We start from the raw sequence: 26,871 nt of genomic DNA on the forward strand, positions 1-26,871 counted from the left end.
TGCACAAACGATCGTTGTCCGATATGATCGACGAGATTGTCCGGCTGCAATGCAACATGGCCGGCCGCTGACCCACACGGCACGCCGCGACGCCTCACGCCGCCCTTGCGCACCGTCCCCCCACGCGGGAGTAGCCTGCATGCTTTACCAACTGCACGAATTCCAGCGGGCGATGCTGAGCCCGCTCACGGCCTGGGCCCAGGCCGCGTCGAAGTCGTTCGCGAATCCGTCCAGCCCGTTCTCGCTGATGCCCGGCGCGCCGCGGATGGCGGCCGCCTATGAGCTGATGTATCGGCTCGGCAAGGATTACGAAAAGCCGGAATTCAACCTTCATCAGATCGTCAAGGACGGCCACAACATCCCGATCGTCGAGCAGACGATCATCGAGAAGCCGTTCTGCCGGCTGCTGCGCTTCAAGCGCTATTCGGACGATGCCGACGCCGTCACGCAACTGAAGGACGAACCGGTCGTGCTGGTCTGCGCGCCGCTGTCGGGCCACCACTCGACGCTGCTGCGCGACACGGTGCGCACGCTGCTGCAGGATCACAAGGTCTACATCACCGACTGGATCGATGCGCGGATGGTGCCGGTCGAAGTCGGCCCGTTCCACCTGCACGACTACATCGCGTACATCCAGGAATTCATCCGTCACATCGGCGCGCGCAACCTCCACGTGATCTCGGTATGTCAGCCGACGGTGCCGGTGCTCGCGGCGATTTCGCTGATGGCGAGCCGCGGCGAGGACACGCCGCTCACGATGACGATGATGGGCGGCCCGATCGACGCGCGCCGCAGCCCGACGTCGGTGAACTCGTTGGCCACGCAACACTCGACCGCGTGGTTCGAGAACAACGTGATCCACACGGTGCCCGCGAACTATCCGGGCGAAGGCCGCCAGGTGTATCCGGGCTTCCTGCAGCACACGGGCTTCGTCGCGATGAACCCGGAGCGCCACGCGCAATCGCACTGGGACTTCTACCAGAGCCTGCTGCGCGGCGACGAGGACGACGCCGAAGCGCACCGCCGCTTCTACGACGAATACAACGCGGTGCTCGACATGGCCGCCGAGTATTACCTCGAGACGATCCGCGTCGTATTCCAGGAATTCCGGCTCGCGGAAGGCACGTGGGACGTCGAGGGCGAGCGCGTGCGTCCGCAGGACATCAAGCACACCGCGCTGATGACGATCGAGGGCGAACTCGACGACATCTCGGGCAGCGGCCAGACGCACGTCGCGCACGAGCTGTGCACGGGCATCCCGCAGGACGACCGCCGCAGCCTGACCGCCGAGAAGTGCGGCCACTACGGGATCTTCTCGGGCCGCCGCTGGCGCACGATCATCTATCCGCAACTGCGCGACTTCATCCGCGAGCATGCGCCGGAGCCGAAGAACGGCGCGACGAAGTTGCCCGTCGATGCGCAGGATGCGACCGCGATCGGCGTCGTGCCGGCCGCCAAGCCGGAGCCGGAAACGGCGGTGCGCGTCACCGCCGCGAAACGCACGCGCGTGAAGGCGCCGGCCGTGACGGTCGCGCCCGCCAGGACGCCCGCCGCGAAGGCCGCGCCCGCGGCGAAACGCGCGGCAGGCAGCCCGCGCGCCAAAACCGTGCGGGCCCGCAAGGCCGCCTGACGCGCCGCATCCCGACGCAAAAACGCCGCCGTTGCTTCGCGCAACGGCGGCGTTTTTTTATTCGGCCGCGGCCGCGATGGGGCGGCTCGTCGGCTCCTGCGTTCGTCGCGTCAGCGCCGCAGCAGATAGGCGAGCAGCACCTCGGTGTTCATTCGGACCATCTCCGCGCGCTCGTCGGTGTCGGTGAAGTCGCGGCCGAGCGTCGCGGCGAGCGTGAAGCGGTTCGACACGATGTAGTAGCCGAGCCCCGACAGCGTCACGTAGAAGCGCAGCGGATCGACGTCGCCGCGGAACAGCCCCGCCCTCTGGCCGCGCATCAGCACGTTGCCGAGCTTCGCGACGATCGGCGACATCATCTCGCGAATCCGCGTCGACTTGTGCAGATAGCGCGCTTCGTGCAGGTTCTCGTTGTTGATGAGCCGGAGCAGCTCCGGATGGTCGCGGTAGTAGTCCCACACGAAATGCGCGAGCCGCGTGACGGCTTCGACCGGCGCGACGCCGTCGAGATCCAGCACGCGCTCGGCCTCCGTCAGCGCGGAGAACGCGTGTTCGAGCACCGCCGTGAAGAGCTGCTCCTTGCTGCCGAAGTAGTAATAGAGCATGCGCTCGTTCGTTTCGGCCCGGCGCGCGATCTGATCGACGCGCGCGCCGAACAGCCCGCCATTCGCGAACTCTTCGGCTGCCGCCATCAGGATGCGGCGGCGCGTGCCTTCAGGATCTCTTTTGATTTTTGGCTGATTCATGGTGGCGCTTTGCTATGTGAGCCGCTTGATTCGGACCGACACCCCACCGCCTCGGCGCCGGCCGCCCTGGAACGGGCGCGCCGCGGGCGGCCGCCCTCCTGCTGAGCCCCTGCAAAAAAGCGGTTCGATTATGCGCATAGACGGCGTCCGGCGCAATGCGGGAAATCGGCGATAATCGAGCTTTGGCAAACCTTTCCGGCCGCGCCCGACGCGGTCGAGAGCCATTCGGCGCCGCTGCGCCTGTTGTCAGCCTGTCGTCACCGTGACCGATTCCAAAACACTCGCGGATCGCATCGAAGATCTGCTTCCCCAGACGCAATGCACGAAGTGCGGCTATAACGGCTGCCGTCCGTACGCCGAGGCAATCGCCGCCGGCAACGCGAACTACAACCAGTGCCCGCCCGGCGGCGCCGAAGGCATCGCGCGCCTCGCGAGCCTGCTCGGCAAGCCGGTGATTCCGCTGAACCCCGTCAACGGCACCGAGCATCCGCGCGCGCTCGCGTTCATCGACGAAAACCTGTGCATCGGCTGCACGCTGTGCATGCAGGCGTGCCCGGTCGACGCGATCGTCGGCGCGCCGAAGCAGATGCACACGATCGTCGCGTCGCTGTGCACGGGCTGCGACCTGTGCGTGCCGCCGTGCCCGGTCGACTGCATCGCGATGCTGCCGGTGACCGGCGATCGCACGGGCTGGGACGCGTGGTCGCAGGAACAGGCCGACGCCGCGCGCGAACGCCACGACCTGCGGCTCGCGCGCCAGCGCCGCGAGCGCGAGGCCGCCGAAGCGCGCGCCGCCGCCCGCCGCGCGGCCAGCGCCGCGAAGCCGGCCGCGGAGGCATCGGCCGCGCGGCCCGGCTCGGCGGGCACGCCGGCCGCCGCACCGGCCGACGACGCCGAAGCGAAGAAACGCGCGATCATCGCCGCCGCGCTCGAACGCGCGCGCAAGAAGAAGGAAGAGCTGTCCGGGCAAGGCGCCGGGCCGAAGAACACCGAGGGCGTGAGCGCGGCCGTCCAGGCGCAGATCGACGCGGCCGAGGCGCGCCGCAAGCGGCTCGCCGAACAGCAGGCGCAGCGCGATGCCGACGCGGCCTCGGGCAGCAACGACCCCGACAACGACGCAGGCAGCGGCGATCCGGACGACCCGGCCGTGCCGCCCGACCAGAACGCTCCATGAACGCCAACAAACGACGCGCGATCTACGAAACGCTGCAGAGCCTCAATCCGCATCCGACCACCGAGCTCGAATACTCGACGCCGTTCGAGCTGCTGATTGCCGTAATGCTGTCCGCGCAGGCGACCGACGTGTCGGTCAACAAAGCGATGCGGAAAATGTTCCCGGTCGCGAACACCCCGCGACAAATCGTCGCGCTCGGCGAGGAAGGCGTCACCGAGTACATCAAGACGATCGGCCTCTATCGCACCAAGGCGAAGAACGTGGTCGCGACGTGCCGGATCCTGCTCGAGCGCTACGACGGCGAAGTGCCGGCCGATCGCGAAGCGCTCGAAGGCTTGCCGGGCGTCGGCCGCAAGACCGCGAACGTCGTGCTGAACACCGCGTTCGGCCAGCCGACGATCGCGGTCGACACGCATATCTTCCGCGTCGCGAATCGCACCGGGCTCGCGCCGGGCAAGGACGTGCGGGCCGTCGAGACCGCGCTCGAGAAGTTCACGCCGAAGGAATTCCTGCAGGACGCGCATCACTGGCTGATCCTGCACGGGCGCTACGTCTGCAAGGCCCGCCGGCCCGAATGCTGGCACTGCGCGATCGAGCCGCTGTGCGAGTTCCGGCCGAAGACGCCGCCGCCCAACGAGTGACGCGCGTCAGCCGCGACTGACGTATCCACGCATCGCACCGGCCGCTCGGGCCGCGCGCGATACCGGCCGGCGCCGTTGCGCGCCGGCGGCTTCCTCTTCCCCGTCATGCATTCGACGTCGCCGTCGCGTCGTCGGCGGCCGCGCCGCCCGCGCGCACGAGCGCCAGCACGGCCGCCAGGATCGCGACGCCGCCCGCCCACTGCAGCGGCGACAACGCTTCCCCGAACAGCAGCGCCGCGAGCGCGACCGTCACGACCGGTTCGAGCGTCGACAGCATCGACGTGCGTGCGGCCCCGAGCCGCTCGAGCCCGGAAAAGAACGCGAGCATGGCCGCGACCGTCGACACGAGCGCGATCGCGAGCATCGACGCCCAGCCGCCGGCCGTCGCGGGCCAGCGCGGCGGCGCGCCGAACGCCGCCGTTCGCATGACGGCGATCGCGACGAGCGTCGCGGTGGCCGACAAGCAGATGATCGCGGTGGTCGCGAGCGGATCGACGCCGCGCGTCGCCTTCGTGCCGCCGACGATGTACAGCGAGTAAATCACCGCGGCGGCCAGCGCGAGCGCGATTCCGAGCGGCTCGCCGTGCCCGCCGCCGACCATCAGCGCCGAGCCCGCGACGCACAGCACCAGCGCGACGGCCTTGGCACGCGTGAGGCGCTCGCCGAGCCACCACGCGGCCAGCAGCGTGACGAACGCCGGATACAGGTACAGCAGCAGCGCGACGAGGCTCGCCTGCGCGTGCTGCAGCGCGCTGAAATAGCAGAACGACTGGCCGACGTAGCCGAGCGCGCCCATCGCCACCAGCGGCGCGAGCGCCCGCCCGCGCGGCCAGGCGACACGGCGGTGCCGCGCGATCGCGGCGAGCACCGCGCCGCCGATCGCGAAGCGCACGATCAGCAGCCCGAGCACGTCGACGCCGGCCGCATACGCATAGCGGCCGAAAATCGCCATCGCACCGAACGCGGCGGCGGACAACGCGACGTAGAGCGCGCCCTGCAGCGCGGCGGACGAGGAGCGGACGATGGCGGTCATGATGAAAGATGAAAGCGGGCGAGCAACGCGCCGTGACGGGAATCGTCGGAGTGTAGCGGCGCGGCGGCGGCGAGCCTAGCCCGCGCTTACCCGTTGCGCGACGGGCGGCCGTAACACCCGCCCCGCCGCCCGCCTCCAGCCGCCCTGGTGGCCACCGCCAGCGCCGTCGGCCGCGCCGGCGTACAATGCGCAACGCGGCATGACGCCGCCCGAATCACGACGTTTCCCCACCATGTTCAATCCAAGCCGCGACGACGTGCGTCGCTTTTTCACCGAGACCTGGCGCAAGCAGCGCGCAGGCGAGATCCTGACGCCGCTGGAAGCGATCGCGGCCGACTGGATCGTCGAGCATCCCGAATACCACGACGAACTGGCCGACGCCGACGGCGCGGCCGCGCGCAACTACACGCCCGAGGAAGGCCGGACGAACCCGTTCCTGCACCTGTCGATGCACCTCGCGATCAGCGAGCAGCTGTCGATCGACCAGCCGCCCGGGATCCGCGCCGCGCACGACAAGCTGGCCGCGAAGCTCGACTCGACCCACGACGCGCAGCACGCGATCATGGAATGCCTCGGCGAGACGATCTGGGAAGCGCAGCGCACGAACACGCCGCCCGATACCGACGCGTACCTGCAGCGCATCCTGCGCCGCGCGTCGCGCGACTGAGTAGTGCCCCGGGGCCGGCACATCGACCTGCGCCGGGCCGCGGACAAAAAAATACCCCGCCGAGGCGGGGCATTCCTGCTGCGCGAGCCGCTGAGGCCCGTCGCGCTTACTTCTTGAACACGAGGTCGGTTTCCTTCAGCGACTCGATGTAGGACGCGATGTCCTTCATGTCGCTGACCGACAGGTTCTGGACCTGCGCCTGCATGATCGCGTTGTTGCGGCCGATCAGCGGGTTCGTCAGCCCCATCTGGTACTGGCGCATCGCCCACACGAGATAGTCGGCGTGCTGGCCGGCGAGGCGCGGGTACTCCGCGTTGATCGGCTTGTTCAGCTGCGCGCCGTGGCAGGCCGCGCAGTTGTGCGACTCGACCAGTTCCTTGCCCTTCGAGATGTCCGCTGCGTGCGCGGTACCGATCGCGAGGCCGGCCGCCAGTGCCACCGCCGCCGTCTTGAATGCGTTGTTCATGAATGCTCCTGTCCCGCCGGAGAGATCGGCGGCGCGCGCTTTACTTGTAGGGGTTGTCCTTCGTGTCGGCCTTCTGGGCGGCGTAGTACGCCGACAGATCCGCGATGTCCTGGTCGGTCAGCGAGCCGGCGATCGCATTCATCGACGGGAAGTGACGATCCTTCTTGCGGTAGGCCTTCAGCGCGTTCTCGAGGTATTGCTGGTTCTGGCCGCCGAGGACAGGCACCCGGTAGACCTCCGGGTACGCCGCGCGGTAGTCCTGGATGCCGTGGCAACCGATGCACATGGCGGCCTTGCTCGCCCCGTCCTTCGGGTTGCCGACCACACCGGCCGCCTGCGCGCTGCCCGCGAGCGCCACGAGCGCTGCGACAACGACGTGTTTGCCGACGAATTTGTTCATAGCTCTTGTAACCTAGCTTGAGGGGAAACTGGCGCCGAAGCGGCAACGGCCCGCGCCGTTTTGCTTGTCGGTCGCCACGCAGGCCAAAAAAAACGGCCAGATTGTACCGCGTCGGCGGGGAATGCGTCCATACGGCGCCCCGGCGGGCCCCGCCACAGCCCCGCAACGATACGCGGGCGCGGCCCGCCCGGACAGCCCTTCTGACTTATACTGGGTTTTTTTCCCGTTGAAGAAGAGCGCCGCCATGCGTTTCGAAGGGTCCTCGCAGTACGTCGCCACCGACGATCTGAAGCTCGCGGTCAATGCCGCGCTGACGCTGCAACGTCCGCTGCTGATCAAGGGCGAGCCCGGCACCGGCAAGACCATGCTCGCCGAGGAAGTGGCCGCCGCGCTCGGCATGCCGCTGCTGCAGTGGCACATCAAGTCGACCACCAAGGCGCAGCAGGGCCTGTACGAATACGACGCCGTGTCGCGGCTGCGCGATTCGCAGCTCGGCGACGCGCGCGTGAAGGACATCGCGAACTACATCGTCAAGGGCGTGCTGTGGCAGGCGTTCGACGCCGAGCAGCCGAGCGTGCTGCTGATCGACGAGATCGACAAGGCCGACATCGAATTCCCGAACGACCTGCTGCGCGAGCTCGACCGGATGGAGTTCCACGTGTACGAGACGCGCGAGACCATTCGCGCGAAGCACCGTCCGCTCGTCATCATCACGTCGAACAACGAGAAGGAGCTGCCCGACGCGTTCCTGCGCCGCTGCTTCTTCCATTACATCCAGTTTCCCGATCCGTCGACGATGCAGAAGATCGTCGCGGTGCATTTCCCGAACATCCGCGAGGAACTGCTGCGCGCGGCGCTCGAGAGCTTCTTCGAATTGCGCGGCGTGTCGGGGCTGAAGAAGAAGCCGTCGACGTCCGAGCTGCTCGACTGGCTGAAGCTGCTGCTCGCCGAGAACATCCCGGCCGACGCGCTGCGCAGTGCCGACGCGAAGCAGATCGTGCCGCCGCTCGCCGGCGCGCTGCTGAAGAACGAGCAGGATCTGAGCCTGCTCGAACGGCTCGTCTACATGAACCGGCACAACCGGTAACCCACCCGCGAAGGCCCGGCCATGCTGCTCAATTTCTTCTACGCGCTGCGCGCAGCCAAGCTGCCCGTCTCGGTGAAGGAATACCTGACGCTGCTCGAATCGCTGAAGGCCGGGCTGATCTCGCCGTCGATCGACGCGTTCTACTTCCTCGCGCGGATGACGCTCGTCAAGGACGAGCAGTACTTCGACAAGTTCGACCAGGCGTTCGGCGCGTATTTCCACGGCGTGTCCGCGCTGCCGTCCGAGGCGTTCGACATCCCGCTCGACTGGCTCGAGAAGCGCCTCGAGCGCGAGCTGTCGCCCGAGGAGAAGGCGCAGATCGAAGCGATGGGCGGCCTCGACAAGCTGATGGAGCGTTTGAAGGCGCTGCTCGACGAGCAGAAGGAACGCCACGAAGGCGGCAACAAGTGGATCGGCACCGGCGGCACGTCGCCGTTCGGGCACGGCGGCTACAACCCGGAAGGCGTGCGCATCGGCGGCCCGTCGAACGGCAACCGCACCGCGGTGAAGGTGTGGGAAGCGCGCGCGTACCGCGACTACGACGATTCGGTCGAGATCGGCACGCGCAACATCAAGGTCGCGCTGCGGCGGCTGCGCCGCTTCGCGCGCGAGGGCGCGGCCGAGGAGCTCGACCTGCCCGGCACGATCCGCAGCACGGCCGCGAACGCCGGCTGGCTCGACCTGCGGATGGTGCCCGAGCGCCACAACAACGTGAAGGTGCTGATGCTGCTCGACGTCGGCGGCTCGATGGACGACCACATCAAGCGCACGGAAGAGCTGTTCTCGGCCGCGAAGGCCGAATTCAAGCACCTCGAATTCTTCTACTTCCACAACTGCGTGTACGACCACCTGTGGAAGAACAACCGGCGCCGCCACTCCGAGCGCACCGCGACGTGGGACGTGCTGCACAAGTTCACGCCCGACTACAAGCTGATCTTCGTCGGCGACGCGACGATGAGCCCGTACGAAGTGCTGCAGCCCGGCGGCTCGGTCGAATACAACAACCCGGAAGCTGGCGCCGTGTGGCTGCGCCGCCTCGCCGACCAGTTCCCCCACCATGCATGGCTGAACCCCGAGCCCGAGCGGCTATGGGAATACCGGCAATCGGTCGCGATCATTCGCGACGTGCTCGGCCAGCGCATGTATCCGCTCACGCTCGCGGGCCTCGAAACCGCGATGCGCGCACTCAGCAAGTAACGACACCCACCCGCAGATACCCAGGCCGCATCCGAGCGGCCGCCCCGGAGAGAGCATGAACCCTTCGCCCACCGCGAGCGCGAGCCGCGCCGGCGGCCGCCGCTTTTTTGCCGATACGTCCGTGTCCACGCTCGTCGCCGGCTTCGTCGCGATGATGACCGGCTACACGAGTTCGCTCGTGCTGATGTTCCAGGCCGGCCGCGCCGCCCACCTCACCGATGCGCAGATCTCGTCGTGGATCTGGGCGCTGTCGATCGGCATGGCGCTGACGACCATCGGCCTGTCGCTGCGCTTTCGCGCGCCCGTCGTCGTCGCATGGTCGACGCCCGGCGCCGCGCTGCTGGTCGCGTCGCTGCCCGGCGTGCCCTACCCGGAGGCGATCGGCGCGTTCGTCGTGTGCGCGCTGCTGCTGACGGCCGTCGGCGTGAGCGGGCTGTTCGACACGCTGATGAAGCGCATTCCGGCCGGCATCGCGGCCGCGCTGCTCGCGGGCATCCTGTTCGAGATCGGCATCGAGATCTTCCGCGCCGCGCAGTTCCAGACCGCGCTCGTGCTCGCGATGTTCTTCACCTACCTGATCGTGAAGCGGCTCGCGCCGCGCTACGCGATTCCGACGACGCTGATCGTCGGCACGGCGGCGGCCGGCGGCCTCGGGCTGCTCGACTTCAGCCGCTTCCACATCGCGCTCGCGCAGCCCGTGCTCACGATGCCCGCATTCTCGATCGCGTCGATCGTCAGCATCGGCATTCCGCTGTTCGTCGTCGCGATGGCGTCGCAGAACGTGCCGGGCATCGCGGTGCTGCGCGCGGACGGCTATCAGACGCCTTCTTCGCCGCTGATCGCGACGACCGGCCTCGCGTCGCTGCTGCTCGCGCCGTTCGGCTCGCACGGCGTGAACCTCGCGGCGATCACGGCCGCGATCTGCACGGGCCCCGAAGCGCACGAGGATCGCGCGAAGCGCTACACGGCCGCCGTGTGGTGCGGCACGTTCTACCTGGTCGCCGGCATCTTCGGCGCGACGATCGCCGCGCTGTTCGCCGCGCTGCCGAAGGCGCTCGTCGTGTCGGTCGCCGCGCTCGCGCTGTTCGGCTCGATCATGAGCGGGCTCGCGAACGCGATGCAGGACGTGAAACAGCGCGAAGCGGCGCTCGTCACGTTCATGGTGACCGCATCGGGCCTCACGCTGCTGTCGATCGGCCCGGCGTTCTGGGGGCTCGTCGCGGGCGTCGTCACGCAGGTGATTCTGAACGCGCGACGCCCCGCGTGACGCGGCTCGCCGCCCGCCGCGGCGCGCGCCCGACGCGCCAAAACGTGCGCGACACGAATCGGGCCTAAAATGATGGATCGGAAGCGGCGCCCGGCGCCGCTTCGCTTCGCCGCCGCGCTCGCGCGGCCCGTGAGAACCCGGCGCCCCGCGCTCTTCTTCCGAATCGCCATGACTACCGCACTCGACCAGCTGAAGCAGTACACGACCGTCGTCGCCGACACGGGCGACTTCCAGCAGCTTGCGCAATACAAGCCGCAGGACGCGACCACGAACCCGTCGCTGATCCTGAAGGCCGTCCAGAAGGATGCGTACAAGCCGATCCTCGAGAAAACCGTCCGCGATCATCGCAACGAAAGCACCGATTTCATCATCGACCGCCTGCTGATCGCATTCGGCACCGAAATCCTGAAACTGATCCCGGGCCGCGTGTCGACCGAGGTCGACGCACGCCTGTCATTCGACACGCAGCGCTCGATCGACAAGGGCCGCGAGCTCATCAAGCTGTACGAAGCGGCCGGCGTCGGGCGCGAGCGCATCCTGATCAAGCTCGCGTCGACGTGGGAAGGAATCCGTTCGGCCGAGGTGCTGCAGAAGGAAGGGATCAAGTGCAACATGACCCTGCTTTTCTCGCTCGTGCAGGCCGCCGCGTGCGCGGAAGCCGGCGCGCAACTGATCTCGCCGTTCGTCGGCCGCATCTACGACTGGTACAAGAAGCAGGCCGGCGCGGAATGGAACGAAGCGCGCGACGGCGGCGCGAACGATCCGGGCGTGCAGTCGGTGCGCCGCATCTACACGTACTACAAGACGTTCGGCTACAAGACCGAAGTGATGGGCGCGAGCTTCCGCACGACGAGCCAGATCACCGAGCTCGCCGGCTGCGACCTGCTGACGATCAGTCCCGATTTGCTGCAGAAGCTGCAGGAGAGCAACGACACGGTCGCACGCAAGCTGTCGCCGGACACGCTGCAGGACAAGCCGGCCGAGCGCGTCGCGATCGACGAGGCATCGTTCCGCTTCCAGCTGAACGACGAAGCGATGGCGACCGAAAAGCTCGCCGAAGGCATCCGCGTGTTCGCCGCCGACGCGGTGAAGCTCGAGAAGCTGATCGACGCGCTGCGCTGAATCGCGCCGCGCGTCAGCGGCTGTCAGCAAGCCTGACGACAGGCGTCAGCCCACGCGCTGAAAACGGCTGCGAATTTCGTGTTCGCGGCCGTTTTATTTTTCATTCCATCGTCAAGCGCGCGCACTACAATCCACGTCACGGGTACGACGGCCGCCTCCCGATGCACCCTTTTCCCCCAGTCAGTCTTGCACGACGCCACGCCAGCGCCGACGCGCCGGCATCGCACATTCCAGGAGACAACGATGCAAGTTCAACCGTACCTGACGTTCTACGGTCGTGCCGACGAAGCCCTTCAGTTCTACGAAAAGGCGCTCGGTGCGAAGACGATGTTCAAGATGCACTTCAAGGACGCCCCGCCGAATCCCGATTACCCGATGTCGCCGGAGATGGCCGACAAGGTGATGCACGCGAGCTTCACGATCGGCGAGTCGATGATCATGTGCTCGGACGGGGACTGCAGCCAGCCGGCGGGCGCCGCGCACGCCGGCTATTCGCTGTCGCTGAACCCGACGACGGTCGACGAAGGCCAGAAGCTGTTCAATGCGCTCGCCGACGGCGGCGAAGTGACGATGCCGTTCGGCAAGACGTTCTGGGCGCTCGGCTTCGGGATGGCGAAGGATCGTTTCGGCGTGCACTGGATGGTCAACGTCGAGGATCTGTCGCAGCGCGAGGAACTCGCGAAACGCGCGCAGGGCTGACGCAAGAACGAACGCCCGCCACCTTGCGGTGGCGGGCGTTTTCGTTGCTGCGCGACGCGTGCGCGGCACACGGCCGCGCACCGCCCGTATCAGCCCTCGACGACGTCGAGATAATCCTCCGGCCGCGTGCGATCCTCCGCATGCGTCATCCCCATCACGCGCACCAGCACGCTCACCGCCACCGACACCACCAGGTTCACGATCAGCGACCACACGGCCGCGTAGCCGGGAATCGCGAGGCCGAACAGGTGGATCGTGAAGATCGAACTCGCCAGCTTCAGCGAGACCGCCATCCACGTGCCGCACACGATGCCGGCCGCCCAGCCGGCCAGCAGGCCGCGATGGTCGAGCACGCGCGTGTACAGGCCGAGCACGATCGCGGGCAGCGTCTGGATGATCCAGATCCCGCCGAGCAGTTGCAGCTGGATCGCGTAGGTCAGCGGCAGCCCGAGGATGAACGCCACCGCGCCGACTTTCACGATCAGCGATACGAGCTTCGCGACGTGCGTTTCCTGGTCGTGCGACATATTGCGGTTCACGAACTCGCGATGGATGTTGCGCGTGTACAGGTTCGCGGCCGCGATCGACATGATCGCCGCCGGCACCAGTGCGCCGATGCCGATCGCCGCGAACGCGACGCCGACGAACCACGACGGGAAGTACTCGAGGAACAGCGCGGGCACCGCGAAGTTCGGGCCGAACGCCTTGAAGTACGGCGCGTACTGCGGCATGTCCTTCACGCCGGAGGCGAGCGCCATGTAGCCGAGCAGCGCGAGCAGGCCGAGCACGAACGAGTACGCGGGCAGCATCGCCATGTTGCGGCGGATCGAGTTGCCCGACGACGACGACAGGATCGCCGTGACCGAGTGCGGATACAGGAACAGCGCGAGCGCCGAGCCGATCGCGAGCGTCGCGTACGCGCTGTAGCCGTTCAGGCTCATCGCGTCGGGCGCCTTCAGCAGCAGCTTCGCGGGCGGCACCGCGGAGAAGATGTGCCCGAAACCGCCGAGCTTCGCGGGGATCACGATCACCGCGGCGGCGATCGTGACGTAGATCAGCACGTCCTTCACGATCGCGATCATCGCGGGCGCACGCAGCCCCGACGTGTACGTGTAGGCAGCGAGGATCGCGAACGCGATGATCAGCGGCAGATCGCCGACGAAGCCGGTCGTGTCGAAGCCAAGCGCGCCGATCACCACCTCGATGCCGACGAGCTGCAGCGCGATGTATGGCATCGTCGCCAGGATGCCCGTCACCGCGATCGCCAGCGCGAGCATCCGGCTGCCGTAGCGCGCATTGACGAAATCGGCGGCCGTCACGTAGCCGTGCCGCTTCGCGATGCTCCACAGCTTCGGGAACACGACGAACGCGAACGGATAGATCAGGATCGTGTACGGCAGCGCGAAGAAGCCCATCGCGCCGGCGCCGAACACGAGCGCGGGCACCGCGACGAACGTGTAGGCCGTGTAGAGATCGCCGCCGAGCAGGAACCACGTGACGATCGTGCCGAAGCGGCGTCCGCCGAGGCCCCATTCGTCGAGATGGGCAAGATCGCCGCGCCGCCAGTTCGCGGCCAGGAAACCGATGATCGTGACGCCGATGAACAGCAGAACGAAGACGAAGGTCGCGCCGAGATTCATTGCGCACCTCCCTGCGTGCCGCTCGCCTTCCATGCGTTCTTGGTCTTGAAATACACGAACGCGGTGATCACCGCGCTGATGAAGACCCACAGCAACTGGTACCAGTAGAAAAACGGAAAACCGAGCCATTGCGGTTCGATCTTGCTGTACGACGGTACCCAGACCATCGCGATCAGCGGCAGTACCAGCAGCCAGAGCCAGCGCTTGGCGGCCCGGTTGGCGTCGGCATCGTGAGCCATGACGTCTCCTCTTCTATCCCGGTTATCGATCTTGTTGAGCGGGTACGGCGCCGAGAGGAGCGGCAAAACGGGTAGGCTGCGGCTCCCCTGGCTTCGCGCCAGTATAGGAGCCGCGAGCACGCGGTCAAGCAGGGGCGAACCCGAGGTGATCCGCCCCTTGTCGTGCGGTTGCACCGGCCTGTCGCCGGTGCCTGCGACGTCAGATCGCGAACGCGGCGTCGCGTGCGCCGGTCGTGGCTTTCAAAGCTTTCACCCACTTGCGCGCGGGCAGCTTCAGCGTGTCCTCGATCAGCTTCGCGCGGGCTTCCAGTTGCGCGAACGGCACGTCGAGCGCGGGGCCCGAGAACGCGATCGCGATCCGGTTGCCGTCGTGCACTTCGGGCAGCGCGATCACGCGGTGATCGAACGCCGCGTTCAGGTGCTTCATGTTGCGCACGAAGCTCGGATGATCGCCGAACAGGTTGATCGTCGCGATGCCGGCGTCGGCGAGGCAGCCGCGCACCGCGCGATAGAACGCGACGCTGTCGAGCACGGGGCCGCGCGCGGTCGCGTCGTACAGGTCGATCTGGATCGCGCCGGTCGTGCCGCGGTTGGCCGGGTCGTTGACGAAATCCCATGCGTCGGCTTCGTGTACGACAAGGCGCGCGTCGTCGGGCGGCAGCGCGAACATCGTGCGCGCGGCGACGATCACGGCCGGGTTCAGCTCGACGGCCTCGACCTTCGCGTGCGGCAGGAAACGGTGCGAGAACTTGGTCAGCGCGCCGGTGCCGAGCCCGAGCTGGACGATCCGCCCGGGCGTTTCCAGGAACAGCAGCCACGCCATCATCTGCTGCGCGTATTCGAGCTCGATATGCAGCGGCTTCGAGATCCGCATCGCGCCCTGCACCCACTCGGTGCCGAAGTGCAGGAAGCGCACGCCGCCTTCTTCGGAGAACGTCACGGGCGCGAAGCGCGGCTTGCGCGGCGCTTCGAGCACCGGCACGTCGTCGTGTTCGTCGATGTCCGGGCGGCGCTTCACGCGCGGCGGCTGGAGTTTTTCCGAGCCGTTGTACGCGGACGGCTTGCGTTGCTTGAACGCGCGCGCCTCGGCGGACGCACGCTTGATCAGTCGGGTCATGTTGGTTGAATCTCGCTGGGTGACGCTGGATGAGCGGACGAGAGGATAGCATTGGTGGGGGGGCGGGGCCGCCGACGGCGAGCGCGCCCGCCGCCGGTCCGCCTCGATGTTCCGGCCCATTCGACTGCTGATACGACGACGATCGACATCCGCGAAACCCGCCGCCAGCCCGATCCGGAACGCGATCGATCATTTACTTTCTTGCAATAAAAAGCCCGTTCGCCCGCCCGAACCTATGCCAAACTGAAACGGCATTCGGGGAGGCACACAGCGGCCATGACGCATACAGCGACGGACCACGCACCGCCAGATCGCCAGGGATGGCTCTCCAGAGAGCGGCTCGTCCTGTACAGCGCGGCGATCCTGGTGTTCCAGCTCGTGCTGCTGGGTATCTGGGCATTTTCGTACTGGGCGCTGCATCTGCCCGGCGTGCCGCCGCCGGGTATCGACTTCCGGGTATTCTGGAGCGCGTCTTTCGTTTCCCTCCACAGCGGGCCGCTCGCCGCTTTCGACCTTCACCAGATGTTCGCGACGGAAGCCCGATTGCTGCCCGACTTCCCGCCCGCGCAAATTTTCGCACCGTGGGTTTATCCGCCGACCTTCCAGTTGCCGGTTTATCTGCTGGCGCTGCTGCCCTATGCCGCTTCGTACAGTCTGTTCGTCAGCATCGGCATCGCAAGCGCGTTGGCGGCGTGCACGCTCGCGATGAAGGATCGCCCCCTGCCGTGGATCACGCTGCTCGCATTCCCTGGCATCTGGGTCGTGACGATCTGCGGGCAGAATTCCTTGCTGACCCTGGCGTTCGCTGCCGGCGCACTGGGATGGCTCGAACGACGACCTCTCGTCGCCGGCGTATGCGCCGGCATGCTCGTCATCAAACCGCAACTGGCGCTCCTGTTTCCGTTGCTGTTCCTCTGCGGCGGACATTTCCGCACGCTCGGCGCGATGGCCATCACGGCCGCGCTGTTCTGCGCGGTCAGTGCGCTGGTGCTCGGCGTGCCGCTGTGGATGCGCTTTTTCGACACGCTATCGTGGTTCAGCCAGTTGATCCTGGTGAACAATGCGGGCGGAATCTGGAGCGCGATGCCGACGCCGTTCGCGATGTCACGACGGCTGGGCGCCAGCCTGCCGACCGCCTTTGCCGTTCAGGCGGCCATCGCGATACCGGCCGTGATTGCGACCGCGGGTCTATGGGCGAGGAAGAAGCATGCAGACTTATGCGCGGCAGCGGCAATCGTCGCGACGCTGCTGACCCAGCCGTACCTCATCTACTACGATCTCGCGTGGCTGCTTCTTGCGATCATTTACGTGTGCAAATACGACCGGACGACCCGCGCGCTCCGGTGGACGGACCATGCGGTCATCGCGTTGGCGTGGTTGCTGCCGGGGCTCTCGTTTTTCCTCGTGTTCAGGCCCGCGATGGGGCAACCGGGCGCCGTCCTGTTGCCGATATTTCTGATACTGATCGTCTACCGCGCATCGCTTCATCGCGCGGCTGACGTAACAACATCGGTGGCCGTACAGGAATCGTCCGGCTAGCGCGCCGGCTCGCCGGCCCACCACCAGACAGCCGCCAGAACCGGTCGCCATTTTGTCCAGTTTGACACCGGCGTCGATCAGCCAGCATGCTGCTGCGGCGCACGCATTTTCTTTCGACGTGACCGGTCGTACCGTAACGTCATCGAAGCCTGCCAACATCCGCTCTGACCATACCTGCTCCATCACACGGGATTTCGTAAGCATGAGTCACATCCACTTCATTGGCGGGGAAAAAGGCGGCGTCGGCAAATCGCTCGCGGCCCGCGTGCTGGCCCAGTATTTCATCGATCGCAGCATGCCCTTCGTGGGCTTCGATACCGACCGATCGCACGGCGCGCTACTGCGGTTCTATGCCGATTTTGCCGCGCCTGCCGTGCTAGACCAGCACGACAGCCTCGATCCGGTCATGGAATCCGCGCTCGAAGATCCGCAGCGGCGCATACTGGTCGATCTCGCGGCCCAGACGCGGCAACCGCTCGCCAAGTGGCTCGACGATTCGGACATAGTCGCTTTTGCAGAAGAACACGGCCTCACGTTGACGTGGTGGCACGTGATGGACACCGGACGAGATTCGGTCGATCTGCTGCGGCAATGGCTCGACGAATTCGGTGGACGAATCAAGCTGGTGGTGGTGCTGAATGAAGTCCGCGGCGATCGCTTCGAGATTCTGGAGGCATCCGGCGAACGCGAGCGGGCCGAAGCCCTTGGCGCCAGCGTGATTACGCTGCGCCGCCTGCTCGATACGACGATGCAGAAGATCGATCGACAAAGCGCGAGCTTCTGGGCCGCGGTCAATCATCCCGACCGCGCCGCCACGGGGCTCGGCTTGCTGGAGCGGCAGCGCGTCAAGGTCTGGTTGCATCGTACTTACGAGGCGCTGGGCACGCTCGCGTTGTAGCGCGGGCCCCGCCGACGGCGCGGCGTGTGCAGCGAGTGGCTCGAATGGCTCATGCCGGGAAAACCTGGAGGTTCAATGGCCGATCACGACAGACTGCATCCACTCCGTCCGTTCCTGAAAAACTGGGTTTGGGAGCACGGTCGAATCGGGACGCGCTATCTGGACTGCGTCGATGGCGAAATCAAGTTCGACGAAGGCAAGAAATCGCATTTCGCTGCGGAGCAATATACCTACGTGCCGCTGGGCAAGAACGCCGACGACGACGCATCCGCGGACGGTCCCGCGATCCACGAGGCGGGACTTGCCCGCTTTTTGCGGGCGGCGCAGATGGGCACGCCCGGGGAAGCCGGTTCCGTGGCGGAGGTTCAGCGCGCCGTGCAGGATTGCGTGGAGATCGGCCTGTTCAGCGCGTATCAATGGGAGGCTCGCCAGGCATTGGCCCGCTACGCGCAGGAACCCATGTTCGAGGACGAGATCCGCGCGGCGGTTGTCGACGACGTCCGGCGAACTTACGTCGGCATGCGAGAACAGCTGGCGCTGTACGATTTCAGCGTGCTCTACGGCTTGCCCACGCCGCTGCTGATCAGCGACACACCGTTCATCGACTGGCGCGTGACGACCAGTCCGGCACTTCCGTTCGTATCGCTTCCGCTGGGACCATACTGCCTGCTGGTAGGCGCGCCGTCGGGCAGGAGTAGCCGAATCGGCCCGGTGGTCTGGAAGGCCGCTGCCGCGATGGGGCCGTTGAAGGACCACAATCGCCAGATCGAGAAGCATGCACGTCTGTGGCTGGTGGCGACCACCGATGATCAACTCGTCGCTGCACAAAGTCGCATTGCGTCGACCACGGGCGCCAGGCAAGGCGCGGCGAAGCCCTGACCGGGAGAGACTCGGAATCCAACGCGTCTCAGGCGCGAAGTGCGCGCCAAAGCACCAGCTTCTGCTCGAACGACAACATCGCATTCGCCGGGCTCGACGAAGGCAACACGAGGGTTTCATAACCCGCCGCGCCGATCACATCGGCAAACCGCCCTGCCGTCTTGCCGTTGAAGCACACGCGCTTGAGCAACGGCGCATGCGCGCGCAACGAATCGAAATCGTTCGGCTTCGCATTCCTGATCGCGGAATCGAGACTGCCCTGTCGATGGCACGCATCGAGCACATCCCAGATGCCGATGCCGTGCGACAGCACGCGTTCGAGCCGCACGTCATACGCGAGCTCATGCAGCCCCGGCTCGCCGAGCACCGCACCCAACAATCGCCAGAACTGGTTGCGCGGATGCGCGTAGTACTGCGCGGCGTCGAGCGACGCCTCGCCCGGAAAGCTGCCGAGGATCATCGTGTGCGTATCCGGCGCGACGACCGGCGGAAAACCTTGCAGCATCACACGTCTCCGTGCGACCCGACCGATCGCGGCCCGTCGCCGTGCGCGGCGAGATGGCGCCACAGCGTCGGCAGCATGCACTCGGTGACCATCAGCGGCTTGCCGTGCCGCTGGAACACCGAGCGCCGCGCGGCAAACGCATGCGGCGCGCGCGCGCCCTGCAACGCATGGCTCGCGAGCGCATACAGCGGATGACCGGCGATCACGCGCCGGCTCACGAGCGCCGAGCGCTCGACCTGCGGATCGCTGTACAGCAGCTCCGCGAGCGGCCGCGTGCGCAGCCGCCGCATCGCCTGCCACACGCCCTTGCTGGCCGCGAGCGGCGCGATGCTGTGCGCGGCGACGTACGGCGTGCCATCGACCGACAGGATCACCTCGCGCACCCACATCGGCGCGCGCGGCGAGCTGGCTAGCGCGTCGGGCTCGTCGAACCACGGCGCGTCGACGGCCTCGCGCGTCACGCGCACGGTCACGCGGCCGAGCCGCGCGAGGTGCGCGGTCAGCGATCCGCCGCGCGTCAGCCAGTCGCGCTGGTCGAGCGTGCAGCCAGGCCGCGGCGTCTCGCGCCAGCCGGCCTGTGCGCCGTCGAATCGCATGCGCGCGTTCACGCGGCCCGCGACAGCAGCAGCGCGTTGGTCCGCTTCACGAAGCTCGCCGGATCGTCGAGCATGCCGCCTTCGGCCAGCAGCGCCTGATCGAACAGCAGATGGCACCAGTCGCCGAAATCGGCGCTGTCGGCGTTCAGCTGCTTCACGAGCGCGTGCTCCGGGTTGATCTCGAGGATCGGCTGCATCGCCGGTGCGTTCTGGCCGGCCGCCTTCAGCATCCGCTGCAGGTAGCCGCTCATGTCGTTGTCGTCCGCGACGAGACACGACGGCGAATCGGTCAGGCGGAACGTGACGCGCACTTCCTTCACCTTGTCGCCGAGCGCTTCCTTCATCTTCTCGACGACCGGCTTGATCGCCTCGCCGGCCTGCTCCTGCGCCTTCTTCTCCTCGTCGTTCAGCTCGCCGAGATCGAGATCGCCGCGCGCCACGCTCGCGAGCGGCTTGCCGTCGAATTCGTGCAGGAACGACAGCATCCATTCGTCGACGCGGTCGGTCAGCAGCAGCACCTCGACGCCCTTCTTGCGGAACACTTCGAGATGCGGGCTGTTCTTCGCGGCCTGCCACGTATCGGCGGTCACGTAGTAGATCTTGCTCTGCTCAGGCTTCATGCGCGACACGTAGTCGGCGAGCGACACGTCCTGCGCGTCGGTGTCGCCGTGCGTCGACGCGAAGCGCAGCAGCTTCGCGATGCGCTCGCGGTTCGCGTGATCCTCGCCCAGGCCTTCCTTCAGCACCTGGCCGAACGCGCCCCAGAACGTCTTGTACTTCTCCTTGCCGACATCGTCTTCCGCGTTCGCGAGCTCCTCGAGCATCGACAGCGCACGCTTGGTCACGCCTTCGCGGATCGCCTTCACGTCGCGGCTTTCCTGCAGAATCTCGCGCGACACGTTCAGCGGCAGGTCGGCCGAATCGACGACGCCCTTCACGAAGCGCAGGTACTGCGGCAGCAGTTGCTCGGCGTCGTCCATGATGAACACGCGCTTCACGTACAGCTTCAGGCCGCCGCGATAGTCGCGGTTCCACAGGTCGAACGGCGCGTGCGCCGGCACGAACAGCAGCTGCGTGTATTCGCTGCGACCCTCGACGCGGTTATGCGTCCACGTGAGCGGATCCTGGTGATCGTGCGCGATGTGCTGGTAGAACTGCGTGTACTGCTCGTCGGTGACGTCGCTCTTCGAGCGCGTCCACAGCGCGCTCGCCTGGTTGACGGTCTCGTCCTCGTCCTTCAGGACCATCTCGCCCTTTTCCTGATCCCACTCTTCCTTGCGCATCAGGATCGGCAGCGCGATGTGGTCGGAGTACTTCTGGATGATCGACTTCAGGCGATGCGACGACAGCAGCTCGTCCTCGCCTTCGCGCAGGTGCAGCGTGATCGTCGTGCCGCGCTGCGCGCGCTCGATCGCGTCGATCGTGAAATCGCCCTCGCCCGCGCTTTCCCAGCGCACGGCTTCATTCGCCGGCAGGCCCGCGCGGCGCGTTTCGACAGTGATCTTGTCGGCGACGATGAAGCCCGAGTAGAAGCCGACGCCGAACTGGCCGATCAGCGCCGCGTCCTTCTGCTGGTCGCCCGACAGCTTCGTGAAGAATTCCTTGGTGCCCGAACGCGCGATCGTGCCGAGGTTCGCGATCGCCTCGTCGCGGCTCATCCCGATGCCGTTGTCGTCGATCGTGATCGTGCGCGCGGTCTTGTCGAAGCCGATGCGGATGCGCAGGTTCGGATCGTTCTCGTACAGCGCGCTGTCCGCGAGCCCTTCGAAACGCAGCTTGTCGGCCGCGTCGGACGCATTCGACACCAGTTCGCGCAGGAAGATTTCCTTGTTGCTGTAGAGCGAATGGATCATCAGGTGGAGGAGTTGCTTGACCTCTGCCTGAAAGCTCATCGTTTCGTGTGCCATGGATGCTGTTTCCTCTTACTTGAACTGGAAAGGGGGGACGCCGGCGCCCGGCGCGCGATGCCGGCGGACCCATGAAGAACGGACCGTTTGGGACGGCCCGTTTGGGACGGCCCGGTTGGGACGGCCCGGTTGGGACGGCCCGGTTGGGACGACCGCCTGGCGCCAGCGGTTTGCGCGCGTATCTGGGGACGGCGCCGGGCATTTCAAGAGCCGGCCGGCCGCGCCGCGTCACGACGCGCGCCGCACCGCCGAATCGATATAGCGCGCCAGCAGCCCCGGCAGCGCCGGATCGCCGCAATTCGCGACGTTGAAGCGCATCCACGTGGACGGCGATTGCTGCGGCGAGAACAGGCTGCCCGGCGTCAGCAGGAAGCCGGCTTCGTGCGCGACCGCCGCGAGCGCGTCCGAATCGACGCTCGTGTCGGCCCACAGGAACATCCCGGCCGCCGGCATCGTGAAGAGCCCGAGCCCCGTGCGCTCGAGCATCCGCGCGGTCTTGTCGCGCACGCCGTCGAGCCGCGCGCGCAGCCGCTCGACGTGGCGCCGGTAATGCCCTTCGGTCAGGATCTTGTACAGCACGCGCTCGTTGAGCTCGGGCGTGGTCATCCCGACCAGCATCTTCTGGTCGGTGACGGCCTTCGCGATCTCCGGCGCGCAGGCGACATACCCGACCCGCAGGTTCGCCGCGAGCGTCTTCGAATAGCTGCCGAGATAGATCACGCGCTTCAACTGGTCGAGGCTCGCCAAGCGCGTGGCCGGGTAGCTCGGCGGGCACAGGTCGCCGTACACGTCGTCCTCGACGACGAGGAAATCGTAGGCCTCCGCGAGCTTCAGGATCCGGAACGCCTGCGCGGCCGACAGCGACGTGCCGGTCGGGTTCTGCAGCACCGAGTTGATCACGAGCATCTTCGGCCGCCACATCTGCACCAGGGTTTCGAGCGCGTCGAGGTCGGGGCCGTCGGGCGTATACGGCATCCCGACGAGTTGCGCGCCCTGCGCCGCGAAACGGCCGAACATCTGGAACCACGCGGGATCGCCGACGATCACCGCATCGCCCGGCCGCATGTAGATCCGCGAGATCAGGTCGATCGCCTGCGTGATGCCGGAAACCAGCACGATCTGTTCGGGCTTCGCGCCGATCTCGACTTCGGCGAGGCGCGTCTGCAGTTGCTGGCGCAGCGGCAGGAAGCCCTGCGCGGTGCCGAAGCCGAGCATCTGCGCGCCCGACTGGCGCCCGAGCGCGCGCAGCGCGCCGGTGATCAGCTCGCCGTCGAGCCAGCGGCCCGGCAGGTAGCCGAGGCCCGGGCCCTTCTCCGGGCTGACGGTGTGCAGCATGTTGCGCAGCAGCCAGACGACGTCGATCGTGTTGTGCACGGGCGCGGCCTCGGCCGTGCGCGCGACGCCGTCGGCCGGCTGCGGGCCGGCGCCCGTGCGCTCGCGCACGTAGAAGCCGGAGCCGCGCCGCGAGTCGAGGTAGCCCTGCGCGACGAGGCGCTCGTAGGCCTCGACGACGGTGAAGCGCGACACGCTCTTGTCGAGCGCGAGCTTGCGGATCGACGGCATGCGCATGCCGGGACGGAACACGCGCTCGTCGATACGCCGCCGCGCCCACTGGACCAGCTGGTCGACGAGCGTGAGCGTGGCCGTGTCGTGCGGCGCGGGAATCTGGGCGAGTGGGACGGTGGACATGGGCGGCAGCTCCAACTGTACCGAAGGCTATCGCGCCGATTGTACCGTTACTGTGCCGGTAGCGACGATTACAGTTGACCGGAATGGCGATCGTGCGGCCGCCGGTCCGACCCAGCCACACGTGGCGCTGCGCCCGCCGGCCCGCGTCGCGGCCGGTGCGCCGGCTGGTCCGGCCCCCGTCCGGCCCGTCGCCCGCCTACCATGACACTTTCGCTTCCCGACCGACGCTCATGCCAGCCCGCTCCCTGACACTCGACCATCTCGTGATCGCCGCGCGCACCCTCGACGAAGGCGTGCGCCATGTCGCCGACGCACTCGGCATCGAACCGGCCGGCGGCGGCCGCCACCCGCTGATGCGGACCCACAATGCGCTGTTCGGCGCGTGGGGCGGGCTCTACCTCGAAGTGATCGCGATCGACCCCGACACGCCCGCGCCGGGCGACGAGGCGAAGCCGCCGCGCGCGCGGCTGTTCGGGCTCGACGACCCGTCGATGCATGCGCGACTCGCGCAAGGCCCGTTTCTCGCGCACTGGGTCGCGCGCGTCGACCGCCCGCGCCAGCTTGTGCTGTGGCAGCGCCAGTACCCGGCCCGCATCGCGCCCGTCGTCGCGATGCGGCGCGGCGACCTGAGCTGGGGCCTCACGGTGCCCGACGACGGCAGCTTCCCCGCGTGGCAAGGCGCGGGCGACGGCCTCGTGCCGTCGCTGATCCAGTGGGACAGCCCGCGCCATCCGGCCGAATCGCTGCCGAACGACGGCGTCGCGCTGAAGGCGCTCAAGGGCGTCCACCCGCATGCGGATACGATCCGCGAGCAGCTCGACTGGCTCGGCGCCGCCCACCTGCTCGACGTCGAATCCACCGACGGCCCGCCGGCGCTCGTCGCCGAATTCGACACGCCGCAGGGCGCGCGCACGCTGCGCTGAGCGCCCAGCCGATCACAACCACCCTGCAAGACGGAGACACCCACGACATGAATTCGCGCGAAACCCGGGGCATGCTGCTCGGCCTGATCGGCGTGATGATCTTCAGCCTGACGCTGCCGATGACGCGGATCGTCGTCTCCGAACTCAATCCGCTGCTCAACGGGCTCGGCCGCGCGCTCGCCGCCGCCGTGCCGGCCGGCCTGCTGCTGTGGTGGCGCCGCGAGCGGCTGCCGACCCGCGCGCAACTGAAAAGCCTCGCGGTCGTGTCGGCCGGCGTGATCATCGCGTATCCGGTGTTTTCCGCATGGGCGATGAAGACGGTGCCGGCGTCGCACGGCGCGGTCGTCAACGGGCTGCAGCCGCTGTTCGTCGCGCTGTACGCGGCGTGGCTGTCGCACGAACGGCCGTCGAAGGCGTTCTGGGCCAGCGCGGTGGCCGGCAGCGCGCTCGTGATCGCGTTCGCGCTGCGCGACGGCGGCGGCACCGTGCAGGCCGGCGACGCGCTGATGCTCGTCGCGGTCGGCATCGGCGCGCTCGGCTATGCGGAAGGCGCGCGCCTCGCGCGCCAGATCGGCGGCTGGCAGGTGATCTGCTGGGCGCTCGTCGTGTCGGCGCCGTTCCTCGTGCTGCCGGTCGGCTGGCTCGCTTGGATGCAGCACGCCGCGCATCCAGGCCCGCTCGCGCTGCGCACGTGGCTCGCGTTCGGCTACGTGACCCTCTTTTCGCAATTCATCGGCTTTTTCGCGTGGTACGCGGGGCTCGCGATGGGCGGCACCGCGCGCGTCGGCCAGGTGCAACTGCTGCAGATCTTCTTCACGATCGCCTTTTCCGCGCTGCTGTTCGGCGAAACGGTCACGTCGTCGACGTGGCTGTTCGCGGCTGCCGTGATCGCGACCGTGGTGCTCGGGCGCCGCTCGGCGGTCGCCACGGCGCCGCGTCCCGCTCGCGCCGGCTGATGAGCTGCGCCATAATGGACGTTTTGCCTGATCGGTTTTGCCTGACTGGCCGTGCTTACCCAGCCGCGAAGGCTTCATCGTGCCCGTACTGCCCACCCGGCAGCGTCGAAGCGATGCGCCCGAACGACCTTTCTTGACTGACCACGATATCCGAACGAGGAGACTATGAATCCGAACGACCTGCATCCGCCGCACTGGCAGCTTTCCGAACGCGCCCGCAAGCTGACGAGCTCCGCGATCCGCGAGATCCTGAAGGTCACGGAACGCCCCGAGGTCATCTCGTTCGCCGGCGGCCTGCCCGCCCCCGCGACGTTCCCGGCGGAACGCATGCGCGCCGCCGCCGACCGCGTGCTGCGCGACGCGCCGGCCGCCGCGCTTCAGTACAGCGCGACCGAAGGCTACCTGCCGCTGCGCGAGTGGATCGCCGAGCGCTACAGCGTGCGCGTGTCGCAGGTGCTGATCACGACCGGCTCGCAGCAGGCGCTCGACCTGCTCGGCAAGGCGCTGATCGACCCGGACAGCCCGATCCTCGTCGAAACGCCGACCTACCTCGGCGCGCTGCAGTCGTTCTCGCTGTACGAGCCGCGCTACGTGCAGGTGCCCACCGACGAGCAGGGCCTGCTGCCGGAAGGTCTCACCCCCGAACTCACGCAAGGCGCGCGCCTGCTGTACGCGCAGCCGAACTTCCAGAACCCGACCGGCCGCCGCCTGCCCGTCGAGCGCCGCCGCGCGCTCGCCGCGTTCGCGCAGTCGAGCCCGTTCCCGGTGCTGGAGGACGATCCGTACGGCGCGCTGAACTACCAGGGCGAGCCGCTGCCGACGATGCTGTCGATGGCGCCCGACCACGTCGTGCACCTCGGCACGTTCTCGAAGGTGCTCGCGCCGGGCCTGCGGATCGGCTACATCATCGCGCCCGAGGAACTCCACTTCAAGCTCGTGCAGGCCAAGCAGGCCACCGACCTGCACACGCCGACGCTCACGCAGCGCATCGCGCACGAAGTGATCAAGGACGGCTTCCTCGACGAGCACATCCCGACGATCCGCGAGCTGTACAGCGCGCAGTGCGACGCGATGCTCGGCGCGCTCGCGCGCCACATGCCGGAAGGCGTCACGTGGAACCGCCCGGAAGGCGGGATGTTCATCTGGGTGAACCTGCCCGCGCAGATCGACAGCATGAAGCTGCTCGCCGCGGCCGTCGACAACCACGTCGCCTTCGTGCCGGGCGCGCCGTTCTTCGCGGAGAACGCGCAGCAGAACACGCTGCGCCTGTCGTTCGTGACGGTGCCGCCCGAAAAGATCGAGGAAGGCGTCGCGCGCCTCGGCAAGCTGCTGCGCGAGCGCCTCTGATCCCCCTTTTTTCCCTGTCACGACTCTCTACGAGGAATCGAACGCATGGCTAACGTCTACGACAAACTGAAGTCGCTCGGCATCGAGCTCCCGACCGCCGGCGCACCGGCCGCGGCCTACGTGATGAGCGCGCAAAGCGGCAACACGGTCTACCTGTCGGGCCACATCGCGAAGAAGGACGGCAAGGTCTGGGCCGGCAAGCTCGGCGCCGATCTCCAAACGGAAGACGGCAAGGCCGCCGCCCGCTCGATCGCGATCGACCTGCTCGCGACGCTGCACGCGCACACCGGCGACCTGAACAAGGTCACGCGCATCGTCAAGCTGATGAGTCTCGTCAACTCGACGCTCGACTTCACCGAACAGCACGTCGTGACGAACGGCGCATCGGAGCTGATCGCCGAAGTGTTCGGCGACGCGGGCAAGCATGCGCGCTCGGCATTCGGCGTCGCGCAGATCCCGCTCGGCGCGTGCGTCGAGATCGAGCTGATCGCCGAAGTCGCGTAACGGGCG

27 protein-coding genes are annotated in these 26,871 nt (G+C 67.4%); 16 read left to right on the forward strand and 11 right to left on the reverse strand.

Annotated elements, in window-relative coordinates:
* Window positions 1–139: 139 nt before the first annotated feature.
* Complete coding sequence (locus tag KR541_RS12040; RefSeq protein ID WP_050016341.1) at window positions 140–1,630, forward strand: polyhydroxyalkanoate depolymerase; 1,491 nt, start codon at window positions 140–142, stop codon at window positions 1,628–1,630.
* Window positions 1,631–1,740: 110 nt separating this feature from the next.
* On the opposite strand, the gene KR541_RS12045 is transcribed toward KR541_RS12040, so the two are convergent.
* Entirely contained in the window at window positions 1,741–2,373 is a 633-nt protein-coding gene (locus tag KR541_RS12045; RefSeq protein ID WP_050016340.1) for a TetR/AcrR family transcriptional regulator, read from the reverse strand.
* Between the two features lie 262 nt (window positions 2,374–2,635).
* On the opposite strand from KR541_RS12045, the gene rsxB reads away from it, so the two are divergent.
* The gene (rsxB, locus tag KR541_RS12050; protein ID WP_089488705.1) at window positions 2,636–3,547 is read left to right on the forward strand and encodes an electron transport complex subunit RsxB; all 912 of its coding nucleotides are present in this window, start codon (window positions 2,636–2,638) and stop codon (window positions 3,545–3,547) included.
* Window positions 3,544–4,188, forward strand: a complete 645-nt coding sequence (gene nth, locus KR541_RS12055) for an endonuclease III (protein WP_050018105.1) — start codon at window positions 3,544–3,546, stop codon at window positions 4,186–4,188. Before rsxB ends, nth begins: the two co-directional genes overlap by 4 nt.
* Window positions 4,189–4,291: 103 nt before the next feature.
* On the opposite strand, the gene KR541_RS12060 is transcribed toward nth, so the two are convergent.
* On the reverse strand, window positions 4,292–5,221 hold the full coding sequence (locus KR541_RS12060) for a DMT family transporter (RefSeq protein WP_050018106.1): 930 nt from the start codon (window positions 5,219–5,221) through the stop codon (window positions 4,292–4,294).
* A gap of 199 nt (window positions 5,222–5,420) precedes the next feature.
* Here KR541_RS12060 and KR541_RS12065 point away from each other — a divergent pair, with 199 nt between their 5' ends.
* Window positions 5,421–5,888 carry a DUF1841 family protein gene (locus KR541_RS12065; protein ID WP_371090871.1) on the forward strand — a complete coding sequence of 156 codons (468 nt, stop codon included), beginning with the start codon at window positions 5,421–5,423 and terminating at the stop codon, window positions 5,886–5,888.
* A gap of 106 nt (window positions 5,889–5,994) precedes the next feature.
* On the opposite strand, the gene KR541_RS12070 is transcribed toward KR541_RS12065, so the two are convergent.
* Window positions 5,995–6,354 (reverse strand): c-type cytochrome, encoded by a 360-nt coding sequence (locus KR541_RS12070; protein ID WP_006478193.1) that lies wholly within the window; start codon window positions 6,352–6,354, stop codon window positions 5,995–5,997.
* Between the two features lie 40 nt (window positions 6,355–6,394).
* The gene (locus KR541_RS12075) at window positions 6,395–6,754 is read right to left on the reverse strand and encodes a c-type cytochrome (RefSeq protein ID WP_006478192.1); all 360 of its coding nucleotides are present in this window, start codon (window positions 6,752–6,754) and stop codon (window positions 6,395–6,397) included.
* A gap of 244 nt (window positions 6,755–6,998) precedes the next feature.
* Between KR541_RS12075 and KR541_RS12080 the strand changes: the two genes are divergently transcribed.
* The 5 genes from KR541_RS12080 (at window position 6,999) to KR541_RS12100 (ending at window position 12,126) form a co-directional block, all read left to right on the forward strand.
* Complete coding sequence (locus KR541_RS12080; protein WP_050018107.1) at window positions 6,999–7,841, forward strand: AAA family ATPase; 843 nt, start codon at window positions 6,999–7,001, stop codon at window positions 7,839–7,841.
* Window positions 7,842–7,862: 21 nt separating this feature from the next.
* Complete coding sequence (locus KR541_RS12085) at window positions 7,863–9,038, forward strand: vWA domain-containing protein (RefSeq protein ID WP_050018108.1); 1,176 nt, start codon at window positions 7,863–7,865, stop codon at window positions 9,036–9,038.
* 55 nt (window positions 9,039–9,093) lie between these two features.
* Window positions 9,094–10,305, forward strand: coding sequence for a benzoate/H(+) symporter BenE family transporter (locus tag KR541_RS12090; RefSeq protein WP_050018109.1), 1,212 nt, complete (start codon window positions 9,094–9,096; stop codon window positions 10,303–10,305).
* A 168-nt stretch (window positions 10,306–10,473) separates the two neighbouring features.
* A complete protein-coding gene (tal, locus tag KR541_RS12095; protein ID WP_089488924.1) occupies window positions 10,474–11,427 on the forward strand; it encodes a transaldolase in 954 nt (317 codons plus the stop codon).
* Between the two features lie 243 nt (window positions 11,428–11,670).
* Window positions 11,671–12,126, forward strand: a complete 456-nt coding sequence (locus tag KR541_RS12100; RefSeq protein ID WP_050018110.1) for a VOC family protein — start codon at window positions 11,671–11,673, stop codon at window positions 12,124–12,126.
* Between the two features lie 89 nt (window positions 12,127–12,215).
* Here KR541_RS12100 and mctP read toward each other — a convergent pair whose 3' ends face one another.
* The 3 genes from mctP to KR541_RS12115 all read right to left on the reverse strand — a co-directional run bounded on the left by mctP (window position 12,216) and on the right by KR541_RS12115 (window position 15,122).
* Complete coding sequence (gene mctP / locus KR541_RS12105) at window positions 12,216–13,766, reverse strand: monocarboxylate uptake permease MctP (protein WP_050018111.1); 1,551 nt, start codon at window positions 13,764–13,766, stop codon at window positions 12,216–12,218.
* Window positions 13,763–14,005, reverse strand: a complete 243-nt coding sequence (locus KR541_RS12110; RefSeq protein WP_006490660.1) for a DUF3311 domain-containing protein — start codon at window positions 14,003–14,005, stop codon at window positions 13,763–13,765. The genes mctP and KR541_RS12110 overlap by 4 nt, the downstream gene beginning before the upstream one ends.
* Before the next feature lie 199 nt (window positions 14,006–14,204).
* Entirely contained in the window at window positions 14,205–15,122 is a 918-nt protein-coding gene (locus KR541_RS12115) for a class I SAM-dependent methyltransferase (RefSeq protein ID WP_050018112.1), read from the reverse strand.
* A gap of 276 nt (window positions 15,123–15,398) precedes the next feature.
* On the opposite strand from KR541_RS12115, the gene KR541_RS12120 reads away from it, so the two are divergent.
* From KR541_RS12120 to KR541_RS12130, 3 genes are all read left to right on the forward strand, one after another.
* Window positions 15,399–16,661, forward strand: coding sequence for a glycosyltransferase family 87 protein (locus KR541_RS12120; protein ID WP_216089552.1), 1,263 nt, complete (start codon window positions 15,399–15,401; stop codon window positions 16,659–16,661).
* A 202-nt stretch (window positions 16,662–16,863) separates the two neighbouring features.
* Complete coding sequence (locus tag KR541_RS12125) at window positions 16,864–17,559, forward strand: P-loop NTPase family protein (RefSeq protein WP_213345513.1); 696 nt, start codon at window positions 16,864–16,866, stop codon at window positions 17,557–17,559.
* 75 nt (window positions 17,560–17,634) lie between these two features.
* Complete coding sequence (locus tag KR541_RS12130) at window positions 17,635–18,438, forward strand: hypothetical protein (protein ID WP_050018114.1); 804 nt, start codon at window positions 17,635–17,637, stop codon at window positions 18,436–18,438.
* Window positions 18,439–18,466: 28 nt separating this feature from the next.
* Here KR541_RS12130 and KR541_RS12135 read toward each other — a convergent pair whose 3' ends face one another.
* The 4 genes from KR541_RS12135 to KR541_RS12150 form a co-directional block, all read right to left on the reverse strand.
* Window positions 18,467–18,943 (reverse strand): DNA-deoxyinosine glycosylase, encoded by a 477-nt coding sequence (locus KR541_RS12135; protein WP_204383347.1) that lies wholly within the window; start codon window positions 18,941–18,943, stop codon window positions 18,467–18,469.
* Entirely contained in the window at window positions 18,943–19,539 is a 597-nt protein-coding gene (locus KR541_RS12140; RefSeq protein ID WP_175978831.1) for a chorismate--pyruvate lyase family protein, read from the reverse strand. Before KR541_RS12140 ends, KR541_RS12135 begins: the two co-directional genes overlap by 1 nt.
* Window positions 19,540–19,547: 8 nt before the next feature.
* Window positions 19,548–21,446, reverse strand: coding sequence for a molecular chaperone HtpG (gene htpG, locus KR541_RS12145; protein ID WP_050018116.1), 1,899 nt, complete (start codon window positions 21,444–21,446; stop codon window positions 19,548–19,550).
* A gap of 228 nt (window positions 21,447–21,674) precedes the next feature.
* On the reverse strand, window positions 21,675–23,135 hold the full coding sequence (locus KR541_RS12150) for an aminotransferase-like domain-containing protein (RefSeq protein WP_216089553.1): 1,461 nt from the start codon (window positions 23,133–23,135) through the stop codon (window positions 21,675–21,677).
* A 230-nt stretch (window positions 23,136–23,365) separates the two neighbouring features.
* Here KR541_RS12150 and KR541_RS12155 point away from each other — a divergent pair, with 230 nt between their 5' ends.
* The 4 genes from KR541_RS12155 (at window position 23,366) to KR541_RS12170 (ending at window position 26,865) form a co-directional block, all read left to right on the forward strand.
* Window positions 23,366–24,058, forward strand: a complete 693-nt coding sequence (locus KR541_RS12155) for a VOC family protein (protein WP_124554821.1) — start codon at window positions 23,366–23,368, stop codon at window positions 24,056–24,058.
* A gap of 47 nt (window positions 24,059–24,105) precedes the next feature.
* On the forward strand, window positions 24,106–25,014 hold the full coding sequence (locus KR541_RS12160; protein WP_050018119.1) for a DMT family transporter: 909 nt from the start codon (window positions 24,106–24,108) through the stop codon (window positions 25,012–25,014).
* Window positions 25,015–25,179: 165 nt separating this feature from the next.
* The gene (locus KR541_RS12165; protein ID WP_050018120.1) at window positions 25,180–26,361 is read left to right on the forward strand and encodes an aminotransferase-like domain-containing protein; all 1,182 of its coding nucleotides are present in this window, start codon (window positions 25,180–25,182) and stop codon (window positions 26,359–26,361) included.
* Between the two features lie 45 nt (window positions 26,362–26,406).
* Window positions 26,407–26,865, forward strand: a complete 459-nt coding sequence (locus KR541_RS12170; RefSeq protein ID WP_006478174.1) for a RidA family protein — start codon at window positions 26,407–26,409, stop codon at window positions 26,863–26,865.
* Window positions 26,866–26,871: the final 6 nt, after the last annotated feature.

This window comes from Burkholderia sola, assembly GCF_905400185.1.
Taxonomy (GTDB): domain Bacteria; phylum Pseudomonadota; class Gammaproteobacteria; order Burkholderiales; family Burkholderiaceae; genus Burkholderia; species Burkholderia sola.

Excerpts from the sequence above, each read along its gene's own strand:
- KR541_RS12160 (WP_050018119.1), top strand. The coding sequence starts at position 24,106 with ATGAATTCGCGCGAAACCCGGGGCATGCTGCTCGGCCTGATCGGCGTG.
- KR541_RS12125 (WP_213345513.1), top strand. The coding sequence starts at position 16,864 with ATGAGTCACATCCACTTCATTGGCGGGGAAAAAGGCGGCGTCGGCAAA.
- KR541_RS12110 (WP_006490660.1), bottom strand. The coding sequence starts at position 14,005 with ATGGCTCACGATGCCGACGCCAACCGGGCCGCCAAGCGCTGGCTCTGG.
- KR541_RS12155 (WP_124554821.1), top strand. The coding sequence starts at position 23,366 with ATGCCAGCCCGCTCCCTGACACTCGACCATCTCGTGATCGCCGCGCGC.
- KR541_RS12070 (WP_006478193.1), bottom strand. The coding sequence starts at position 6,354 with ATGAACAACGCATTCAAGACGGCGGCGGTGGCACTGGCGGCCGGCCTC.
- KR541_RS12065 (WP_371090871.1), top strand. The coding sequence starts at position 5,421 with ATGACGCCGCCCGAATCACGACGTTTCCCCACCATGTTCAATCCAAGC.
- KR541_RS12090 (WP_050018109.1), top strand. The coding sequence starts at position 9,094 with ATGAACCCTTCGCCCACCGCGAGCGCGAGCCGCGCCGGCGGCCGCCGC.
- htpG (WP_050018116.1), bottom strand. The coding sequence starts at position 21,446 with ATGGCACACGAAACGATGAGCTTTCAGGCAGAGGTCAAGCAACTCCTC.
- tal (WP_089488924.1), top strand. The coding sequence starts at position 10,474 with ATGACTACCGCACTCGACCAGCTGAAGCAGTACACGACCGTCGTCGCC.
- KR541_RS12115 (WP_050018112.1), bottom strand. The coding sequence starts at position 15,122 with ATGACCCGACTGATCAAGCGTGCGTCCGCCGAGGCGCGCGCGTTCAAG.
- KR541_RS12130 (WP_050018114.1), top strand. The coding sequence starts at position 17,635 with ATGGCCGATCACGACAGACTGCATCCACTCCGTCCGTTCCTGAAAAAC.
- mctP (WP_050018111.1), bottom strand. The coding sequence starts at position 13,766 with ATGAATCTCGGCGCGACCTTCGTCTTCGTTCTGCTGTTCATCGGCGTC.
- KR541_RS12080 (WP_050018107.1), top strand. The coding sequence starts at position 6,999 with ATGCGTTTCGAAGGGTCCTCGCAGTACGTCGCCACCGACGATCTGAAG.
- KR541_RS12140 (WP_175978831.1), bottom strand. The coding sequence starts at position 19,539 with ATGCGATTCGACGGCGCACAGGCCGGCTGGCGCGAGACGCCGCGGCCT.
- KR541_RS12150 (WP_216089553.1), bottom strand. The coding sequence starts at position 23,135 with ATGTCCACCGTCCCACTCGCCCAGATTCCCGCGCCGCACGACACGGCC.
- KR541_RS12100 (WP_050018110.1), top strand. The coding sequence starts at position 11,671 with ATGCAAGTTCAACCGTACCTGACGTTCTACGGTCGTGCCGACGAAGCC.
- KR541_RS12165 (WP_050018120.1), top strand. The coding sequence starts at position 25,180 with ATGAATCCGAACGACCTGCATCCGCCGCACTGGCAGCTTTCCGAACGC.
- KR541_RS12170 (WP_006478174.1), top strand. The coding sequence starts at position 26,407 with ATGGCTAACGTCTACGACAAACTGAAGTCGCTCGGCATCGAGCTCCCG.
- KR541_RS12120 (WP_216089552.1), top strand. The coding sequence starts at position 15,399 with ATGACGCATACAGCGACGGACCACGCACCGCCAGATCGCCAGGGATGG.
- KR541_RS12085 (WP_050018108.1), top strand. The coding sequence starts at position 7,863 with ATGCTGCTCAATTTCTTCTACGCGCTGCGCGCAGCCAAGCTGCCCGTC.
- nth (WP_050018105.1), top strand. The coding sequence starts at position 3,544 with ATGAACGCCAACAAACGACGCGCGATCTACGAAACGCTGCAGAGCCTC.
- KR541_RS12075 (WP_006478192.1), bottom strand. The coding sequence starts at position 6,754 with ATGAACAAATTCGTCGGCAAACACGTCGTTGTCGCAGCGCTCGTGGCG.
- KR541_RS12040 (WP_050016341.1), top strand. The coding sequence starts at position 140 with ATGCTTTACCAACTGCACGAATTCCAGCGGGCGATGCTGAGCCCGCTC.
- KR541_RS12060 (WP_050018106.1), bottom strand. The coding sequence starts at position 5,221 with ATGACCGCCATCGTCCGCTCCTCGTCCGCCGCGCTGCAGGGCGCGCTC.
- KR541_RS12135 (WP_204383347.1), bottom strand. The coding sequence starts at position 18,943 with ATGCTGCAAGGTTTTCCGCCGGTCGTCGCGCCGGATACGCACACGATG.
- KR541_RS12045 (WP_050016340.1), bottom strand. The coding sequence starts at position 2,373 with ATGAATCAGCCAAAAATCAAAAGAGATCCTGAAGGCACGCGCCGCCGC.